This window comes from Pseudarthrobacter enclensis (genome assembly GCF_001457025.1).
Classification (GTDB): domain Bacteria; phylum Actinomycetota; class Actinomycetes; order Actinomycetales; family Micrococcaceae; genus Arthrobacter; species Arthrobacter enclensis.
The window spans coordinates 412,219-429,924 of sequence record NZ_KQ758599.1 but is presented as its reverse complement, the minus strand read 5'-3'; the positions used below and the strand labels follow the sequence as shown (position 1 = coordinate 429,924).

At 68.3% G+C, this 17,706-nt stretch carries 20 protein-coding genes and 1 tRNA gene; 9 read left to right on the top strand and 12 right to left on the bottom strand.

Translation table 11 applies throughout. From position 1 onward, the window contains the following. Nucleotides 1-27 precede the first annotated feature (27 nt). The 4 genes from AS031_RS01910 to AS031_RS01895 all read right to left on the bottom strand — a co-directional run bounded on the left by AS031_RS01910 (nt 28) and on the right by AS031_RS01895 (nt 4,568). Nucleotides 28-1,389 carry an MFS transporter gene (locus tag AS031_RS01910; RefSeq protein WP_058266445.1) on the bottom strand — a complete coding sequence of 454 codons (1,362 nt, stop codon included), beginning with the start codon at nt 1,387-1,389 and terminating at the stop codon, nt 28-30. After that, nucleotides 1,386-1,892 (bottom strand): winged helix-turn-helix transcriptional regulator, encoded by a 507-nt coding sequence (locus AS031_RS01905; protein WP_058266444.1) that lies wholly within the window; start codon nt 1,890-1,892, stop codon nt 1,386-1,388. The genes AS031_RS01910 and AS031_RS01905 overlap by 4 nt, the downstream gene beginning before the upstream one ends. Before the next feature lie 61 nt (nt 1,893-1,953). Then, complete coding sequence (locus AS031_RS01900) at nt 1,954-3,117, bottom strand: cystathionine gamma-synthase (RefSeq protein ID WP_058266443.1); 1,164 nt, start codon at nt 3,115-3,117, stop codon at nt 1,954-1,956. Between the two features lie 65 nt (nt 3,118-3,182). Beyond that, a complete protein-coding gene (locus tag AS031_RS01895; RefSeq protein WP_058266442.1) occupies nt 3,183-4,568 on the bottom strand; it encodes a cystathionine beta-synthase in 1,386 nt (461 codons plus the stop codon). Nucleotides 4,569-4,627: 59 nt separating this feature from the next. Here AS031_RS01895 and AS031_RS01890 point away from each other — a divergent pair, with 59 nt between their 5' ends. Further along, on the top strand, nt 4,628-5,815 hold the full coding sequence (locus AS031_RS01890) for an SLC13 family permease (protein WP_058266441.1): 1,188 nt from the start codon (nt 4,628-4,630) through the stop codon (nt 5,813-5,815). Between the two features lie 32 nt (nt 5,816-5,847). On the opposite strand, the gene AS031_RS01885 is transcribed toward AS031_RS01890, so the two are convergent. Together AS031_RS01885 and AS031_RS01880 are read right to left on the bottom strand one after the other, a co-directional pair. Next, on the bottom strand, nt 5,848-6,225 hold the full coding sequence (locus AS031_RS01885) for a DUF1304 family protein (protein WP_058266440.1): 378 nt from the start codon (nt 6,223-6,225) through the stop codon (nt 5,848-5,850). 15 nt (nt 6,226-6,240) lie between these two features. After that, nucleotides 6,241-6,639 carry a VOC family protein gene (locus tag AS031_RS01880; RefSeq protein WP_058266949.1) on the bottom strand — a complete coding sequence of 133 codons (399 nt, stop codon included), beginning with the start codon at nt 6,637-6,639 and terminating at the stop codon, nt 6,241-6,243. Between the two features lie 139 nt (nt 6,640-6,778). On the opposite strand from AS031_RS01880, the gene AS031_RS01875 reads away from it, so the two are divergent. Together AS031_RS01875 and AS031_RS01870 are read left to right on the top strand one after the other, a co-directional pair. Then, the gene (locus AS031_RS01875) at nt 6,779-7,789 is read left to right on the top strand and encodes a DNA-3-methyladenine glycosylase family protein (RefSeq protein WP_058266439.1); all 1,011 of its coding nucleotides are present in this window, start codon (nt 6,779-6,781) and stop codon (nt 7,787-7,789) included. A 66-nt stretch (nt 7,790-7,855) separates the two neighbouring features. Next, nucleotides 7,856-8,404 carry a hypothetical protein gene (locus tag AS031_RS01870; protein WP_141688733.1) on the top strand — a complete coding sequence of 183 codons (549 nt, stop codon included), beginning with the start codon at nt 7,856-7,858 and terminating at the stop codon, nt 8,402-8,404. Between the two features lie 48 nt (nt 8,405-8,452). On the opposite strand, the gene AS031_RS01865 is transcribed toward AS031_RS01870, so the two are convergent. After that, nucleotides 8,453-10,129, bottom strand: coding sequence for an AMP-binding protein (locus AS031_RS01865; RefSeq protein ID WP_058266437.1), 1,677 nt, complete (start codon nt 10,127-10,129; stop codon nt 8,453-8,455). Between the two features lie 104 nt (nt 10,130-10,233). Between AS031_RS01865 and AS031_RS01860 the strand changes: the two genes are divergently transcribed. Then, on the top strand, nt 10,234-10,512 hold the full coding sequence (locus AS031_RS01860) for a putative quinol monooxygenase (RefSeq protein ID WP_058266436.1): 279 nt from the start codon (nt 10,234-10,236) through the stop codon (nt 10,510-10,512). A 61-nt stretch (nt 10,513-10,573) separates the two neighbouring features. On the opposite strand, the gene AS031_RS01855 is transcribed toward AS031_RS01860, so the two are convergent. Beyond that, a complete protein-coding gene (locus AS031_RS01855; RefSeq protein WP_058266435.1) occupies nt 10,574-10,990 on the bottom strand; it encodes a thioredoxin family protein in 417 nt (138 codons plus the stop codon). A 146-nt stretch (nt 10,991-11,136) separates the two neighbouring features. Between AS031_RS01855 and AS031_RS01850 the strand changes: the two genes are divergently transcribed. Continuing rightward, nucleotides 11,137-12,060: an ABC transporter ATP-binding protein gene (locus AS031_RS01850; RefSeq protein ID WP_058266434.1), complete on the top strand. Its 924-nt coding sequence runs from the start codon at nt 11,137-11,139 to the stop codon at nt 12,058-12,060. Beyond that, nucleotides 12,057-12,869: an ABC transporter permease subunit gene (locus AS031_RS01845; RefSeq protein ID WP_371325968.1), complete on the top strand. Its 813-nt coding sequence runs from the start codon at nt 12,057-12,059 to the stop codon at nt 12,867-12,869. The genes AS031_RS01850 and AS031_RS01845 overlap by 4 nt, the downstream gene beginning before the upstream one ends. 48 nt (nt 12,870-12,917) lie before the next feature. On the opposite strand, the gene AS031_RS01840 is transcribed toward AS031_RS01845, so the two are convergent. Then, nucleotides 12,918-13,463: an acyl-CoA thioesterase gene (locus AS031_RS01840; protein WP_058266433.1), complete on the bottom strand. Its 546-nt coding sequence runs from the start codon at nt 13,461-13,463 to the stop codon at nt 12,918-12,920. Nucleotides 13,464-13,547: 84 nt separating this feature from the next. Here AS031_RS01840 and AS031_RS01835 point away from each other — a divergent pair, with 84 nt between their 5' ends. Together AS031_RS01835 and AS031_RS01830 are read left to right on the top strand one after the other, a co-directional pair. Continuing rightward, the gene (locus tag AS031_RS01835) at nt 13,548-14,282 is read left to right on the top strand and encodes a potassium channel family protein (RefSeq protein WP_058266432.1); all 735 of its coding nucleotides are present in this window, start codon (nt 13,548-13,550) and stop codon (nt 14,280-14,282) included. A 412-nt stretch (nt 14,283-14,694) separates the two neighbouring features. Beyond that, entirely contained in the window at nt 14,695-15,753 is a 1,059-nt protein-coding gene (locus AS031_RS01830) for a LysM peptidoglycan-binding domain-containing protein (RefSeq protein WP_058266431.1), read from the top strand. Between the two features lie 81 nt (nt 15,754-15,834). Here the strand turns inward: AS031_RS01830 and AS031_RS01825 are convergent, their stop codons facing one another. The 3 genes from AS031_RS01825 to AS031_RS01815 form a co-directional block, all read right to left on the bottom strand. Beyond that, nucleotides 15,835-16,260: a CBS domain-containing protein gene (locus AS031_RS01825; RefSeq protein WP_058266430.1), complete on the bottom strand. Its 426-nt coding sequence runs from the start codon at nt 16,258-16,260 to the stop codon at nt 15,835-15,837. A 186-nt stretch (nt 16,261-16,446) separates the two neighbouring features. Next, a tRNA-Tyr gene (locus AS031_RS01820) sits at nt 16,447-16,528 on the bottom strand. 181 nt (nt 16,529-16,709) lie between these two features. Beyond that, nucleotides 16,710-16,964, bottom strand: coding sequence for a hypothetical protein (locus AS031_RS01815; protein ID WP_058266429.1), 255 nt, complete (start codon nt 16,962-16,964; stop codon nt 16,710-16,712). Between the two features lie 185 nt (nt 16,965-17,149). Here AS031_RS01815 and AS031_RS01810 point away from each other — a divergent pair, with 185 nt between their 5' ends. Next, complete coding sequence (locus AS031_RS01810; RefSeq protein ID WP_058266428.1) at nt 17,150-17,641, top strand: YajQ family cyclic di-GMP-binding protein; 492 nt, start codon at nt 17,150-17,152, stop codon at nt 17,639-17,641. The last annotated feature ends 65 nt before the right edge of the window (nt 17,642-17,706 follow it).

Genomic DNA, 17,706 nt, shown 5'->3' with positions numbered 1-17,706 from the left:
CGTGCGGCCTCCTTGAGCGCGCCGCCCTCACGCAGCTGCGGGCTCTGTCTCCGCCTTCGCTTCCCCGGCGCCATGGTGCTTCCGGATGGTGGCGCTGATGATGGCCGCGATGGTGCACATGGCCGCGGCCCCCATCCACGCGTAGGTGTAGTGGCCGGTGGCATCGCGGAGAGCGCCGGCGGCGAGGGCTGCCGCGGCCGCGCCGAGCTGATGGGCGGCGAAGACCCAGCCGAAGACCACGCTGCCGTCCGCGCCGAACACCTCGCGGCAAATGGCGGCGGTGGGCGGGACGGTGGCAACCCAGTCCAGGCCGTAGATCACCACGAACACGATCATGCTGGGCCGCACCTCGGCGCTCAACAGCAGCGGCAGGACCAGCAGGCCGATCCCCCGGAACTGGTAGTAGACGGCCAGCAGGATCCGCGGATTGAAACGGTCGGTCAGCCAGCCGGAGGCGATGGTGCCCACGATGTCGAAGATTCCGACGACGGCGAGCAGGCCCGCCGCGGTGGTTTCGGGCATTCCGTGGTCGTGGGCGGAGGGGATGAAGTGGGTGCCGATGAGTCCGTTGGTGGTGGCGCCGCAGATCGCGAACCCGGCGGCCAGCGCCCAGAAGGTCCTGATTTTGCTGGCCCGGCGCAGCACCTGCAGCGCGCGGACAGCTGCGTTGGCACGCGGCCCGGTGTCCGGCGCGGCGGCCGGCGGTGGAGTTGCGGCCGGTTCGGCGCCGTAGGGCAGGACCCCGACGTCGGCCGGGGAGTTCTTGAGGAACTTCAGCACCAGCGGGACCACCGCCAGGGCCCCTGCGGCGATCAGCAGCGACGCCTGCCGCCAGCCCGGATCCTGCGCGAGCACGGCGATGAACGGCAGGAAGACCAGTTGGCCCGCGGCGCTGCCGGCGGTCAGGATGCCGATCACCAGGCCGCGGCTTTTGGTGAACCAGGTGTTGGCGATGGTGGCCGCGAAGACCAGCGCCATGGACCCGGTCCCCAGGCCGATCAGCAGGCCCCAGGTCAGGAGGATCTGCCAGGACTGGTTGACCAGCACGGTGAGGGCGCTGCCCATGCCGATGAGCACCAGTGCCGTGGCGGTGACTTTCCGGATCCCGAAGCGCTCCATCAGGGCAGCGGCGAAGGGGGCGGTCAGTCCGAAGAGGACCAGGTTGATGCTGACGGCCGCGGACAGGACCGTGGTGGACCAGCCGAACTCCTGCTGCAGCGGCACCATGAGGACGCCCGGAGCTGCCCGGAAACCTGCGGCTCCCACGAGGGCCAGGAAGGCCACCGCGGCCACAATCCATGCCGGGTGCAGGCGCCGCCGCGGTGTCCGGGGGCCGGAAGCTGCGACCTGCTCGTCGGGAACAGCCGCTTCGTCGGGGAGGGTGCTCATGCGGCAGCCTCCCTGCCACCGGCCGCGGTCAAGCGGATGGGCTGCTCTGACCTGGCGCGGCTGTGCCAGCTGGTGTTGGCCGCGGTCAGCCGCTCGCCGCACTCCGTGCAGGTGTCTGCCGACGTGGTGCTTTTGCCGCAGCCGGCATGGATGACGTAGAGGTGCGCCTGGTCGGACGGGGCGGCCAGGTGCTTCTCGGCCCAGATGGTGACCGCGTTGAGGACCGGGAGGGTGTCCTCGCCCATGGCGGTGAGGACGTACTCCTGCCGGGTGCGGCCGCCGTCGCCATACGCCCTTTTCTCCAGCAACCCCGCCTCAACCAGGCCTGCGAGGCGCTTGGTGAGCACGGAGTCCGCCACCTTGAGCCGGCTCTTCATCGCATCGAAGCGGCCGTTGCCGAAAAACAGCTCGCGGAGGACAAGAATGGTCCAGGGGTCGCCCAGGATGTCCATGCCGCGGGCAATGCTGCAGCTGTGGCCGGACCAGTCGGATCGAAGTGGCATGCGCAACACCCTAGCTGGCTTTCTTGAAGAAAGCCAGCATTCGGGGTGGTGCGCGGCCGTGCTACGGAATCGAGCTGAAAGCCTGCTCCAGGTCAGCGATCAGGTCTTCCTTGTCCTCGATGCCGCAGGAAAGGCGGAGCAGGTTGACCGGGACGGCCAGCTCGGTGCCCTTGACGGAGGCATGGGTCATTTCGGACGGATAGTTCATCAGGGATTCGATGCCGCCCAGGGACTCGGCGAGGGTGAACACGGACGTGGACTCGGCCACCTTCCGGGCAGCTGCCTCACCGCCCTTGAACTGCACCGAGACCATTCCGCCGAAGCTGCGCATCTGGCTCTTGGCCAGTTCATGCCCGGGGTGGGACGGCAGACCCGGATACAGGACGGCCTCAACTTCGGGGCGTTCCAGCAGCCATTCGGCCACAGCCTGGCCGTTCCCGCTGTGCCGGTCCATCCGCACGCCCAGCGTCTTTAGGCCGCGGGTGGTCAGGAACGCGTCCATCGGCCCGGACACGGCGCCCACCGCAAACTGGACGAACCCGATCTTCTCCGCCAGCTCGGCGTCCTTGACCACCACGGCGCCGCCCACCACGTCGGAGTGGCCGCCGATGTACTTGGTGGTGGAGTGGACCACGACGTCGGCTCCCAGGGCGAGCGGGTTCTGCAGGTAAGGAGAGGCGAAGGTGTTGTCGACCACCAGGAGGGCCCCGGCGTCGTGCGCTATGCCGGCGAGCGCGGCGATGTCGGTGATCTTCATCAGCGGGTTGGAGGGGGTCTCCACCCAGACGAAGCGGGTCTTGTGGGCAGCCACGGCACTGCGGACGGCATCCAGGTTGGCCATGTCCACCGGCGTGTTGCCGATCCCCCAGTCACCCAGCACCCGGCTGATCAGCCGGTACGTGCCGCCGTAGGCGTCGTTGCCGAGCACGATGTGGTCACCGGGCCGGGTGAGGGCACGGATCAGGGCGTCCTCCGCGGCCAGGCCGGAGCTGAAGCTGTAGGCGTGCGTGCCCAGTTCCAGCGCTGCCAGCTGCTCCTGCAGGGAATCCCGGGTGGGGTTACCTCCCCGGCCGTATTCGTAGCCGCTGCGCAGGCCGCCGATGCCGTCCTGCGCATAGGTGGAGCTGAAGTGAAGCGGCGGGACCACGGCGCCGGTGCGGGGCTCGAAAGCCTGGCCGGCGTGCACGGCGCGGGTGTTGAAGCCCTGGTGTTCAGAGGTTGTCATGATGCTCCTTCCAAACGGCGGCTGGGCTTGCCGAAGCGGGTTTCGACAAGCCCAACCACCGGAATCTAATGGCTGAGGTAGGCCAGCAGGTCGTGCCGGGTGAGGATGCCGATGGGGGCGCCGACGAACGTCACCATGACGGTGTCCACGTCGGAGAGCAGTTCGCGGGCCGCCGAGATGCTTTCCAGCGAGCCGATGACGGGCAGCTTGGGGCCCATGTGTTCGGCGATCTTGTCCGTCAGTTTGGCCTCGCCGCGGAACAGCTTGGCTGTCAGGGTCCGTTCGTCCACGGCTCCCAGGACCTCGCCCATCACCACCGGCGGCTCCTGCGAGAGGACCGGGATGTGGCTGACGCCGAACTCGTTCATGATGTTGATGACGTCGCGGACGGACTCATTGGGGTGGATGTGCACCAGGTCCGGCAATTCACCGTTCTTGGACTTGATCACCTCGCCCACGGAGGTTTCCTCGCCGCCGGAGAGGAACCCGTAGGAGCGCATCCACTGGTCGTTGAAGATCTTGGCCAGGTAGCCGCGGCCGGAGTCGGGCAGGATGACGACGACGACCGCTGACTCGGGCAGGTCCCTCGCGGCCTGGAGGGCAGCCACCACGGCCATTCCGGAGGATCCGCCCACCAGCAGGCCTTCCTCCCGGGCGAGCCGGCGGGTCATGGCGAAGGAATCGGCGTCGGTGACGGCGATGACCTGGTCCGGGACGGACTTGTCGTAGTTGGCCGGCCACATGTCCTCGCCCACGCCTTCAACGAAGTAGGGCCGTCCGGTGCCGCCCGAGTAGACCGAACCTGCCGGGTCCGCGCCGATAATCCGGACCACGCCGCCGTCGGACTCCGGCCTGCCTGCCGATACCTCCTTGAGGTAGCGCCCGGTACCCGTGATGGTGCCGCCGGTGCCCGCGCCGATGACCACATGGGTCACCCTGCCGTCCGTGTCCTGCCAGATCTCCGGGCCGGTGGTCCGGTAGTGGCTTCCGGGCGCAGCCGGGTTGGAGAACTGGTCCGGCTTGTAGGCACCCGGTGTTTCCCGGACCAGGCGGTCCGAGACGCCGTAGTAGCTTTGGGGGCTGTCCGGCGGAACGGCGGTGGGGGTCACCACCACTTCGGCGCCGTACGCCTGCAGGACGGCGCGCTTGTCCTCGCCCACCTTGTCAGGGACCACGAACACGCACTTGTAGCCCTTCTGCTGCGCCACCAGGGCCAGGCCCACGCCAGTGTTGCCTGAGGTGGGCTCGATGATGGTGCCGCCGGGCTGCAGTTTGCCCTCCCGTTCGGCGTCCTCGATCATCTGCGCCGCGATGCGGTCCTTGATGGATCCGCCCGGATTCAGGTACTCCAGTTTGACCAGGACCGTGGCCTTGATGCCCTCGGTGACGTGGTTCAGTTTGATGAGCGGGGTGTTGCCGATGAGGTCCAGGATGGACTGGGCGTACTTCATAGATACAAAGCTACCGCTTCCTCCCGGCGCGGCCCCGCCCGGGATGCGACGATAGGGCGGTGAAGCAGTTCGCGTGGGCCAGGGCCGGCCGCAGTTACCTGCTGCCCGGCGCCGCGCTTGCGGCAGGCCTGGCAGCCCTGGCCACAGGCATCCTCCCCCTTCCGGCGTTTGCCGGACTGGCCGGGCGGACGGTGCCCATCCTTGCCTTCGTCCTGGCGATGTCCCTGGTGACCGAGCTGGTGGACGAAGCAGGCCTGTTCCGTGCCGTGACCGGCCGCCTTGCCGCCTTGGGCCGGGGCCGGGTCTTCACGCTGTGGCTCCTGGTGATTGCCCTGGCCACGGTGTCCACGGTGTTCCTGTCACTGGACACCACCGCAGTCCTGGTCACGCCGGTGGTGGTACTGCTGGCCATGCACGCAGGGATTCCGCCGCTGCCGTTTGCGCTGACCAGTATCTGGCTGGCCAACACGGCCTCGCTGCTGCTGCCGGTGTCCAACCTGACCAACCTGCTGGCCCAGGAGCGGCTTGGCCTGAGCCCGGTGCAGTTCGCCGGCCTGGTGTGGGCGCCTGCGCTGGTGGGGCTGCTGGTTCCCATCACCCTGCTGTGGCTGGCGTTCCGGCGGGACCTGCGGGGGCTGTACCGGCCCCGGCCTGTCCGGCCGGCCTCGGACCGGCCCCTGCTGCTGCTCGCCGCCGGCACGCTGGTGGTGCTGCTGCCCGCCCTGGTCTCCGGCCTGCCGGTCCAGTACCCCGCCCTGGCGGCCGCGGTGTTCCTCCTTGCCGTTTTTCTCCGCCGCCGGCCGCAGGCCCTGCGCTGGTCCATGGTCCCGTGGCGTCCGCTGATGCTCACGGCCGGACTGTTCATGCTCATGGAGGCCCTGCACGCCAACGGGCTCACGCAACTGCTGGACGGCGTCGCCGGGTCCGGTGAGGCCCTGCCGGCGCTGCTGCAGCTGGCAGGGGTCGGGGCGGGCGCCGCGAACGCGGTCAACAACCTGCCGGCCTACCTGGCCCTGGAACCGGTGGCGGACTCCCCCGCCCGGCTGGCCGCACTGCTCATAGGCGTCAACCTTGGCCCGCTGGTCAGCCCGTGGGCTTCACTGGCCACGCTGCTGTGGCACGAGCGTCTCCGGGTCCTCAACGTACCCGTCCGGTGGGGCGGCTTCGCCCTGGCCGGACTGGTGGCGCTGCTGTTGACCCTGCCCCTGGCCGTGCTGGCGCTGTGGGCCGTGTCCGGGATGCAATGATTCGTCCGTTGCCCTCCCCGGACGGCGGCGTCCTAGCCGGTGAAGATGAGCCACAGAATGACCAACGGCAAGAATGACTGGCCGATGCCGCTGAGCCAGAGCCGCGGCTCACTGATCACCAGGACGATGCCCAGGATGGCGTGCGCTATGCACATCATGGTCACGATGGTCCGGCCTGTCGCAACGTCCCCGGAGTTGGCGATGAGCACACCGGCAATCCCGAACAGGCCCCAGACAATGTTGTAGAACCCTACGTTCACCGTCCACAGCCGAACCGCTCCGGTGTCTTCAGGCCTGATCAGGAAGATAGGGTACAGCCGCTGGTTCTTGTAGGCGAAGGCTTCCAGCAGGCCCACCGAAACGAGGGTCAGCCCGGTGATGCCCGCCAGAACCTGGATCACGGCACTCATGGCCTTGGCCGGGCTTCACTGACCCGCACTGCCGGCGGGCAGGTTCTCCCACAGCCCCATTACGTTTCCCTCGGTGTCCTTGAAGTAGGCGAAGTGGCCCATTCCGGGGATGGTTTCCTTGGGGCGCACCACCGAACCGCCCAGTGATTGGACCGTCTTCAGGGTGGCGTCGATGTCCGGCACGTCCACGGTGATGACCGGGGACGCCAAGTCCGGTTCACGGTCCATCATGCCGCCGTTGATCGCGCCTGGTTCTGTGGGCCTGCCCTGGGCGTCCATCGGCGTGGTGGTCACGTTGGTGTAGTAATCCATGCCCGGAACCGGCTCCAGCGTCCAGCCCAAAGCCTGCCGGTAGAACTCCGCGGCCCGTTCACGGTCGTCCGCGGGGATTTCGAAATGCACTACTCCGCCCATGGCGTTCTCCTGCCCTTCCATCCGGGCGCGGCGGCTCCGCACCACAGCCTGGATTTTAGTCCCGTCGAGCCCGGGTTTTAAGCGGTGGGCCCCGCCCGTCCGGGCGCCGTTGTCAGGGGGCCGTGGGACCATGGAAGACATGACCATCGCAGAAGCACCGCCCCGGCTTGCCGCCGGCGCCGACGTGTCGCTGTGCTGGTACCCGGACGCCCCCTACAGCCTGGCCCGTACCGTGGGCCCCTTGCTGCGGGGCAACAGCGACCCCTCCTTCAACGTCCAGGGCAGCGTCATCTGGAACGCGGTGGCGACGCCGGACGGTCCGGCCACGCTGCGGTTCAGCGCGGTGGGGGGTGCGGCAGGAACAGGGCACGACGCCGGGCGGCCGGTCCGTGACCGCGTGGACATCCAGGGCTGGGGACCCGGCGCGGGGCACGCCGTGCGGGCGGCGCCCCGGCTGCTCGGAGCGGATGACGACTGGTCCGGGTTCGATGAACCCGGCTTCCACGCCACCCTCCCCCGGATGGTCCGCGAGGCACGGCGGAGGAGCATGGCGTTGCGGCTTCCCGCCAGCGGCCGGATGGTGGACCAGCTGGTGCCCATCATCCTGGAACAGAAGGTGACCGTCATCGAGGCCCGGCGCGGCTACCGGTACCTGGTCACGAAGTTCGGGACCCCGGCCCCGCCGGCCGGGGCATCGACACCGGCGGACCTGCTGGTGCCGCCCACTGCCGCCGGGTGGCTGGGCATCCCCAGCTGGGAGTGGCACCGGGCGGGCGTGGGGCCCCAGCGCTCGGCGACGGTCATGAGGGCGCTGCGTTCCGCCGTCGCGCTTGAACGGCTGGCGGCACTTCCCGCCGTGGAGGCGGGCGCGAAGCTGCAGACCATACCGGGAATCGGAATCTGGACGGCGGCGGAAGTGGTGCAGCGGACCCACGGCTGCCCGGACTCGATCGCCGTCGGCGACTACCACCTGGCAGCCTATGTGGGGGCGGCGCTCACGGGGCGCCGTACCGACGACGCCGGGATGATCGAACTGCTGGCGCCCTGGAGCGGCCACCGGCAGCGCGTGGTGCGGATGATCCAGAGCACCGGTTTCCGGAAGCCGACGTTCGGGCCGCGGATGACCATCCAGGACCATCGCCGGCACTGAACGCCCGCGGGAACTCACCCACTGCGCGGACGCGTGATCCGCGGCCCCGGTGGGTACCTTGCCACCATGGACGCGGCAACGAACGGAAACAACGGCAACCACGGCACCGAAGCGGACAGCAATGTCCAGCTCCAAATGGCCATCTTCGAGGTGACGCGCGATTCCCAGGGCAAGGACCTCGAGGACATCAAGGACAGGCTGCGGGCCGAATTCGCCCGCCGCGGCGTCGAGCCCCCGCCGCCCACCTGGCTGGACTCGGTGGCGTCAGCCGCCTTCTACGGAAAGTCCTACATCATCGACTTTCCCGCCGCGCTGGCTGCCGATGACGCGGTGCCCGCCCCGAACGAGGAGGTCCGCGAACAACTCGAAACCCGGCGCAGGCTGCGGCAGGAGAAGCTGCCGCCCGGCATTCTCCCCGACCCGTCCGAGTGGGAGCTGTCGCCGCGGGAGGTCACCGCCGGCGGAACCCCGGGGACGGCGAGGAAGGATTCGCCGGGGCCGTCGCTGGGCGGCCGCAGCACCAGGCTGCTCCTGGCGGTGGCGGGTGCAGCAGCCGCCCTCGCCCTGGCCATCCTGGCGGTGCGGGCTTCCCGCCGCGGCCCCCAAGGCCGCTAGGGAAGCCGCAGCCCGTGCCGCCGTCACCGGGCCCGGGGAGTTCCTCCCTTACAGCCCCAGCCGGGCCACCGCTTCCTCGCGCATCTCCACTTTGCGGATCTTCCCGGACACGGTCATGGGAAAGCTTTCCCGGATGTCCACGTAGCGGGGGATTTTGTAGTGCGCCAGCCTGCCGCGGCAGAACTCCGCCAGGGCCGCAGGGCCAAAAGGCTCCGACCCCGGTTTGAGGATGATGCACGCCATCAGCTCCTCGCCGTATTTGTCGTCCGGCACCCCGATGACCTGGACGTCCTGGATGGCAGGGTGGGTATACAGGAACTCCTCGATCTCCCGCGGGTAGATGTTTTCGCCGCCCCTGATCACCATGTCCTTGATCCGGCCCTCAATGACAACGTAGCCGTCCCCATCCATCCGGGCGAGGTCGCCGGTGTGCATCCAGCCCTCGGCGTCAATGGCTTCCGCCGTTTTCTCCGGCTGGTTCCAGTACCCCTCCATCACCGCATAGCCGCGGGTACACAGCTCACCGATCCCTCCCCGCTCCAGGACCTCTCCCGTGCCGGGGTCCACGATCTTGCTTTCCAGGTGCGGCATGGTCCGGCCCACCGTCTGCGTGCGGTGCTCCAGGGTGTCGCCCTGCCGGGTCATGGTGGACACCGGGGAGGTTTCGGTCATGCCATAGCAGATGGCCACGTCCTTCATGTTCATGTCCGCGATGACGTGGTTCATCACCTCGAAGGGGCACAGCGAACCGGCCATCACCCCGGTGCGGAGCGTGGAAAGGTCGTAGGAGCCGAAATCGGGCAGGGCCAGTTCGGCGATGAACATGGTGGGCACCCCGTACAGGGAGGTTCCGCCGAAGTCCTGCACGGCCTCCAGTGCCGCGGCGGGCGAGAACCCGCGGCCGGGAATGATGGTGGCGGCGCCGTGGCTGAGGGCGTTGAGGTTGCCGATCACCATTCCGAAACAGTGATAGAACGGCACCGGGATGACCACCCGGTCGTGTTCGGTGTAGCCGAGCAGCTCACCGATGGCAAAGCCGTTGTTGAGGATGTTGTGGTGGGTCAGGGTGGCGCCCTTGGGGAATCCCGTGGTGCCGGAGGTGTACTGCAGGTTGATGGGATCGTGCGGGTCCAGTTCCGCCATGCGGGCCTTCAACGCGTCGTGTCCGACGGCGTCAGCCCGCTTGAGCAGCTCGGCGTACGTCAGCTCCGCGTCGCTGAGCGGGGACACGGCGTCGTCCAGGCCGGCGCCGGGGTCCGGCAGGAACACCAGTTCCCGCAGGTCGGGGCAGCCGGCGAGCGCCTGGCGGGCCATGCCGACGTAGTCGCTGTTCCGGTCCGACGGCGCCACCACGAGCGTGCGCATGCCGTTCTGCTTCACCACGAACTCGAGCTCATGGCTGCGGTACGCGGGGTTGACGTTGACCAGGATGGCACCGGTCTTGGCGGTGGCGTACTGCAGCAGCGTCCACTCCGCGCAGTTGGGGCTCCAGATCCCCACCCGCTCCCCTTTGCCGACGCCGAGGGCGAGGAGCGCGCGGGCCAGCCGGTCGACGTCGTCGTTCATCTTGCTGTAGCTCCAGCGGCGGGCGTCGGCCCCCGGCACCGGAGCCGCCTCGATGAGCGCGACGTGGTACGGGAACCTGGCCGCCACACGCTCGAAGTTCGCGCCGATGGTCTCCTCAAGCAGCGGGACGCCGGTGTCCCCGGCCGTGTATGCACGCATGCTGGCACGCTACCAACCGGCGGGCGGCCATGTCAGCATCCGCGGTGCATGTCCGCCGCGCAACACGGCGGGAGCAGGCGGCCGCTGCCGGTAAGGTGAAATCCATGAGTGAACCGATCGACCTGCAGGCAACCTTCATCCCCAACGAGGGCGAGTTCTTCCGCGTGAAGCTCGCCCTGGAAATCGCCATTGATGAGGTGGTGAACGAGCCTGGCTGCATCCGCTATGAACTGACGGAGGCCACCGAGGAGAAGCTGGTGCTGACCGAACAGTGGGCCTCCGAAGAGGACCTGGAGAAGCACTCCAAGGGCATCGCGGTGCAGGACCTGAATGAATCGCTGAGCGCGCTGCTGGCCGAGCCGGTCAAGGTGGAGCGCATCTGATTCTGCGTTAATGCACGAATGCGGCGCCTCCCCGGGGAGGCGCCGCATTCTTTTAAGCCGTTTACAGGTCCGGGATCTGCGAGCCGTCCTGCGTGCCGGAGGACTTGGCGGCAGCCTCTTCGCGCTGCTTGGCCACATGGGCGTGGACTTCCTCCATGTCAAGGGCCTTGACCGCGTCCACCACCTGTTCCAGCTGCTGGGCGTTCAGCGCGCCGGGCTGGGAAAACACCAGGACCTTTTCACGGAAAGCCATCAGCGTGGGAATGGATGTGATGCCCGCTTCCGCCGCCAGCTGCTGCTCGGCTTCGGTGTCCACCTTGGTGAACAGGACGTCGGGGTGCTTCTCGGAAACCGCCGAGTACGTGGGGCCGAACTGTTTGCAGGGGCCGCACCACTCTGCCCAGAAATCGACCAGGACAATGTCGTTGCCTTCGATCGTGGATGCGAACTGTTCACCTGTGATGTCAAGGGTAGCCATGGAACAACGGTACGCGTGATGGCGCCCCTGCAGGCCGCTGTTCGCTCCCCGCGTCATTGGGAATAACCCGGCCGGGTGCATATACACCGGCGCCGGGGCGGCCTACCCTATGGTCAACAGTCCCGGTGCGGCATCCAGGAGAGCACATGGCCATCGCTGTTTCGGCGCGGTCCCTGACCAAGAGCTTCGGCCGCCGCGAAGTCCTGCATGGCGTGGACTTCGAGGTGCAGGCCGGCAGCGTCTTCGGCGTCATCGGGCCCAACGCCGCCGGGAAGACCACCACCATGCGCTGCCTCCTGGACATCATCCGCCCCACCGGCGGCGAGGTGCGGGTGCTGGGCGTGGACCCCAGGACCGGCGGGCCCGAACTCCGGCGGCGCATCGGTTACCTCCCCGGAGAGCTGTTCCTGGAGGGCAGGGTGACCGGACGCAAGCTGCTCTCCCACTACCAGGCCATCAGCGGGCCGGTGCCGCCCGGCAGGATCGACGAACTGGCCCAGCGGCTGGGACTGGACCTGGACCGGCACACCCGCAAGCTGTCCAAGGGCAACAAGCAAAAGCTCGGGCTGGTCCAGGCCTTCATGCACCAGCCCGAACTCCTGGTCCTGGACGAGCCCACCAGCGGACTGGACCCGCTGGTCCAGCAGGAGTTCCACAGCATGCTGCGCGAGGCCCGCCAGCGGGGCCAGACGGTGTTCCTCAGCTCCCACGTCCTCAGCGAGGTGCAGCAGACCGCTGACACCGTGGCCATCCTCCGCGGCGGCCGCATCATCGCCGTCGAGTCCGTGGCCGGGCTCCGCGAGGGCGCCGTGCGGCACCTGCGCTTCACGGCCACCGGCACAGCAGCGGCCGACGCCGTGGCGCTGCTCGGTACGGTGCCCGGGGCCGGGAACGTCGAGGTGCTGGAGTCCAACGGCACGGTCACGCTGTCCGCGGTCCTGGAGGGCCCCATCCAGCCCCTCCTCCAGGCGCTGGGGCGGCTTGAGCTGACGGACTTGGTGCTGGAGGAACCGGACCTGGAGGAATCGGTGCTGAAGATGTACGCCGGGCCCGGGGAGGGAGTCCGGTGAGGCAGCCGGTGCGCACCCGCCTTCCGCTGTTCCGGCGGGCATTCGTGGACTCATGGCGGTCCACCCTCGCCTGGGCCGCCGGGCTGGCCGCGGCAGCGTTCCTGTACCTGCCCCTGTACCCGTCCATCGGCGGCAGCGAGCAGATGCAGGAGATGGTCAACGCCCTGCCGGCGGAGATGACCCGGGCCCTGAACTATGACCAGATCGCCTCCGGGCCGGGCTACACGCAGGCAACCCTGTTCGGCCTGATAGGTTTCCTCCTCCTGAGCATCGCCACGGTGGCCTGGGGCGCTGCGGCCGTGGGCGGCGATGAGGAGTCCGGGCAGCTGGAGCTCACCCTCGCGCACGGGGTGCGGCGCGTTCAGGTGGTCCTGGAACGGGCGCTGGCGCTGCTGCTGCGGGTCCTGCTGCTGGCCGCCCTCGTCTTCGTGGTCATCTCGCTGCTGAACGGGCCGTCACAGCTGGACATCGATGCAGGGAACCTCTTCGGGGCCGTGGTGCTGTTTTCCGGGCTGGGCCTGCTGAGCGGCTCGGCGGCCCTGTGCCTGGGCGCGGTGACGGGACGCCGGACGTACGGGCTCGCGGCCGGTGCGGCCGTGGCGGTCCTGGGATATGTCTTCAACGCCGTCGGCCGGCAAAGCCCTGACGTGGACTGGCTGCTCAGCCTCAGTCCCTACCACTGGGCCTACGGCAACTCACCCGTGGCCAACGGTGCGGACTGGGCTGCGGCCGGTTGGCTGTGGGGCCTGTCCGCGGCACTCGTGGCGCTTGCCGCCGTCGCCCTGGAGCGGCGCGACGTCGGCGCCTAGCCTGCCAGGGGCAGCCCGGCTCCTTGCCGGAACAGGCACGCCTGCCACCTAAGGCCAGGCGTGCGGGGCCGGGGTCCGGGCGCCGGGCAACTGGCCGGCCTCGCGCCAGTCGTGGATCCAGGCGGGCAGCACCAGGTCTGCGGGAGGAGCGCCGAACTCGGCCAGGATCTGTTCCTGGCTGACCGGCCCTGTCTTGGTGACCAGGCGGGTGGCGATGTAGGCACGTGCGTAGATCTCGCCGTCGGCCACCATCCGCTGCTCGAAGAAGATCGCCTTGGCATCCAGCCCGATGACGCGGGTTTCGATGGTGTATTCCTGCCAGAGCTGGAGGGACTTGCGGAACGAGATGGTCTCTGCCGCCACCACCGGACCCCAGCCGCGCCGCCGCATGCGCTTCCACACGCCGCTGCGCACCATCAGGTCGAACCGGCCAAGGTCCATCAGGGACAGGTACATGCCGTTGTTGACGTGCATCGCGATGTCGATGTCCGTGGGCAGGACCCGCAGGGGAAGGGACGCGCTGTCCCAGACAGTCAGCGGACGGCGCCGCGCGGAACGGAAGAGCAGGAGCAAGGTCCTCAGGAGCAGGTGCATGCCCCCATGTTACCCGCTGGTAACTTACGCCCGGGCAGGCCGGAGCAGGTTCCGGGAACCGGCCATGCACGTAGGATTTCCAGCATGACGCAGCAACGCTACCGGGACCTGGCGGAGTGGCCGCTGATGGGCACGGCGCTCATCTTCCTGGCAGCCTACGCCTGGCAGGTGATCGGCCGGGTTGAGGGCAGCGCGGCAAGCTGGCTGGAAGCGGTCATGTGGGCCACCTGGATCGTGTTCGCCATCGACTACGGCGCAAACCTGTGGCTGGCCACCCGCCGCCGTGAGTGGTTTATCCGGAACCTCCATGAGCTGCTCATCGTCGCCCTGCCTTTCTTCCGGCCGCTGCGCCTGCTCCGTCTGGTCACGCTGCTGTCCATCCTGCACCGCACCATCGGTGAAACACTGCGGGGCCGGGTGGTCACCTACGTGGCCGGGTCGGCGGCGCTGCTGGTGTTCGTCGGGGCCCTGGCCGTCCTGGATGTGGAGCAGTCCGCGCCCGAGGCGAAAATCGTCACCTTCGGCGACGCCCTGTGGTGGGCCATCACCACCATCACCACCGTGGGCTACGGAGACCTTTACCCGGTCACCCCCATCGGCCGGATGGTGGCCGCCGCCCTGATGATGAGCGGCATCGCCGTCCTGGGCGTTGTCACCGCGTCCATCGCCTCCTGGCTGGTACAGAGGGTCGAGGACACGGCCGAAACCGTCGCCGAAGCCGTCGAGGAGCCCGTCCGCGCGGAGGTGGCGGAGCTCGTGGCCGAGATTTCAGCGCTCCGCCGGGAGATCGCCGAACTCCGGGAAAACCGCCCGCTGTAAGCCTGTGGGGGCCAAGTATGGGCGCCCCGCCGACTGAGTAGGCCACCCGGCGGCGGCCAAGTACCGGGCCTGGAAATTCGGGTAATTGCTACTGATGCCGGGCTGTTCAGGCTCTTCCTAGACTCGGGATTCCTAGGACAGAACCACGCACCGGCGGGTTCCCGGGCCGGCTCCCCGGGCATTCCGCCTCCACGCGAAGCCTCCGTATTTTCTGGGTATGCGGCCGGCTTCATCCGCGCGCCCCTCGCGGTTCCCGGCTGACGGGAGCGGCAGTGCGCCACATCCTGATTCTTCCCGCCGCGGGCGCACCAACAACAGGGTTAATGCAGCCGGCGCCGCCTGCCGCAGCTGGACTGCCGGCACCCGCGGCCCGGCGGCTCCAGGCGGCGGGAGCCTACCCGGACGGTCCACCATGAACCAGCCTTACGCCAGCGCCGAAACCGACGGCGCAGATCTCACCACAGACCCTGCCAGCAGGAGCTTCGCCACCGACGAACCCCGGGCCGGCATCACGCCCGGCCGCCCCGCCATCAGCAACAGGCTGTGGGCCGGCATGGCCACCGCCGCCGTCGTTGCCGCCGTCGGCGTGGGCGCCCTGGCCGGGCCGTCCTCGCCGGTCGGCCAGGGCAGCATCCCGGACCAAAGCTCCGCCGGGCAGGTCGCGGCAGCTGCCGCCCGGCCGGCTCCGGCCCCCGAGGCCCCTCAGGCCCCGGCCGACGCAGGCCCAGCCGACGCAGGCCCGGCCAGCGCGGCAGCCGACGCGGCCGAGCCCGCCGGCAATGAGCCCGCCCCCGCGGAACCGGCACCCGCGGAACCAGCTCCCGCCGTTCCCGCCCCGGAACCGGCGCCCGCGCCTGCACCCGCGCCTGACTCCAACCTGTATACCGTGGCCGCCGGCGATACGGTGGGGGCCATCGCGGCCCGGTTCGGCGTGGACATGAATGCCATGCTGGCGGCCAACGGCCTGGGTGCCTACAGCATCATCCATCCCGGCCAGACGCTGGTCCTTACCGGCCCCCCGGTGGCAGTTGCGGCACCGGCTCCTGCCGCGCCGGCCGCCAACCAGGTGCCCGCGGCCCCGGCCCCGGCCCCCGCCCCGGCACCTGTGGCGGCGCCGGCCCCCGCCGCCCCTGCCGCCCCGGCGGTCCGGACGATCTACGTGGCGGGCGCAGGAGGCCAGTCCATGGTGGACGCCTGCATCGGCCCCATCCACTACACGCCCAACGACGGATACTCGCTGTTCATCACCGAACACGACTTCTGCGGCGGCTGGGCCCGGTTCTCGGGGATCGGCGTGGGGGAAACGGTGAGCATCCCCGGCTACGGAACGTACAAGGTCACCGCCCGTGGGCAGGTGCCCAACCCGGGAACCACCAACGATGTCATTGCCGTCTTTGGCGGCTTCCCGCGGGCCATCCTGCAGACCTGCATCCCGGGCACCAGCCAGATGCTCTTGATTGCCCTGAACTAGGACGCGTGCGTCAGAAGCTTGTCCGCGGATCCGCACCCTCACGGCGGGGATCCGCGGACAAGGCCATGATGCGGCGGCGTGCTACACGCCGTGGCGTTCGGAGATGTGTTCCACCATCTCGCCCACGCGCTGCTCGGAGTAGTTCCTGGCAATGTCGCCCTGGCTGATGATGCCCACCAGTTTGTGGTCGGCGATCACGGGCAGCCTGCGCACCTGGTGCTGCTCCATCATGTCGATGGCAGCGTCAACGTTGGCGTCGGCGTCGATCCAGTGCGGCGTGCCGGATGCCAGGTCGCGCGCCATCATGTCGCCGGGATTCCGTCCGGCGGCAACGCACTTGAGCACAATGTCACGGTCCGTAATCATGCCTTTGAGCCTGCCGTCGTCTCCACAGATGGGGAGTGCGCCGCAGTCCAGGTCCCGCATCAGCCGGGCCGCTTCCACGAGGGACTCGTTTTCCCTGATGCACCGCGCATCAGTGGTCATGAATTCGCGTACAGCACTCATTGAATCCTCCTTCATCGATGAATATCGACGCAGGGCATCGGGGCACGTGCGCCGATGCTGCCACATTACGCCCGGCCCCTTGCCGTGTCGACGGCGCGCAGCAGCCTGTCCGGAAGGGGCCCGCAGATGCTGTCCGGGCACGAAAAAGCCTCCGGAACCTGGTGGTTCCGGAGGCTTTTCCTTGGGTGGCAGATGAGGGATTCGAACCCCCGTAGGCGTTGCCAGCTGATTTACAGTCAGCCCCCTTTGGCCGCTCGGGTAATCTGCCGAACTTCAAAAGAAGTACCCGCCGATGCAGTCTGCAGGACGTTCCGTTCTGTTTCCAGTCCGTTCCGTTCCGCTTCCAGTAACCGCGGGCAAGACAACTTTACAGAACTTCCGCCTAAGAATCGAATCGGGCCTCCGGGGGCGCCGAAAACCCCGGAACGGCGGGGAAAATCCGTGGCGGCTCAGCCCTGGCCGAGGATCCTGCCGGCCAGCCGCGCCTCGAATTTGATGGCCTGCTCCTCGGTGATCTGGTTGAGCTGGACGGCCCGCAACAGGTCCTCGCTGATCCCTTCCATACGGGAGGAAGCGTCGGCCACCGGCGTGAAGATGATGGAGGCCGCCACGGCCGCCGCCGCTACGGAACTGGCCGCCGTGGCCACAGCCCCTGCTGCTGCCGAGGTGGTTTTGGCGACGTAGCGGGCGGCCTGACGGTGCATGGTGTTCCTTCCAACTGCTGTACGGCTGGTACAACTCTCCCCAGCCATCCTTCGTTCCCCCGGGGTGTCCGCTGAGAGGGAACTGTGAATCCTCCACCTCCACCAGCCGGGGCATCCGTACTAGTCTGGAATGCAGCGATCAACGCCCCGCCCACGCGCAGGGCACCACCGGAACAAGGAGAGTCATGGCAGGCGAGTCAACGTTCGACGTCGTAAGCAAAGTGGACAAGCAGGAAGTGGCCAACGCGCTGAACCAGGCCCAGAAGGAAATCGCCCAGCGCTACGACTTCAAGGGCGTCGGCGCCGAGATCGACTTCAGCGGCGAGAAGATCCTTATGAAGGCCAACTCCGAGGAACGCGTCAAGGCCGTCCTGGACGTCTTCCAGTCCAAGCTGATCAAGCGCGGCATCTCGCTGAAGTCCCTGGACGAAGGCGAGCCGTACGCCTCCGGCAAGGAATACCGGCTGGAAGCCTCCATCAAGGAAGGCATCGCGCAGGACCTGGCCAAGAAGATCAACAAGATCATCCGTGACGAGGCTCCCAAGTCCGTCAAGTCCCAGATCCAGGGCGACGAACTGCGCGTCACCTCCAAGTCCCGTGACGACCTGCAGGCCACCATGGCCCTGCTCAAGGACTTCGAGGAAGCCGACCTGCAGTTCGTCAACTTCCGCAGTTAGTTCTCCGCCGCCGTCGTTCTCGGCGCGCGAAAAATTGGATGACACGCACAGAGGCTGGCGCACCT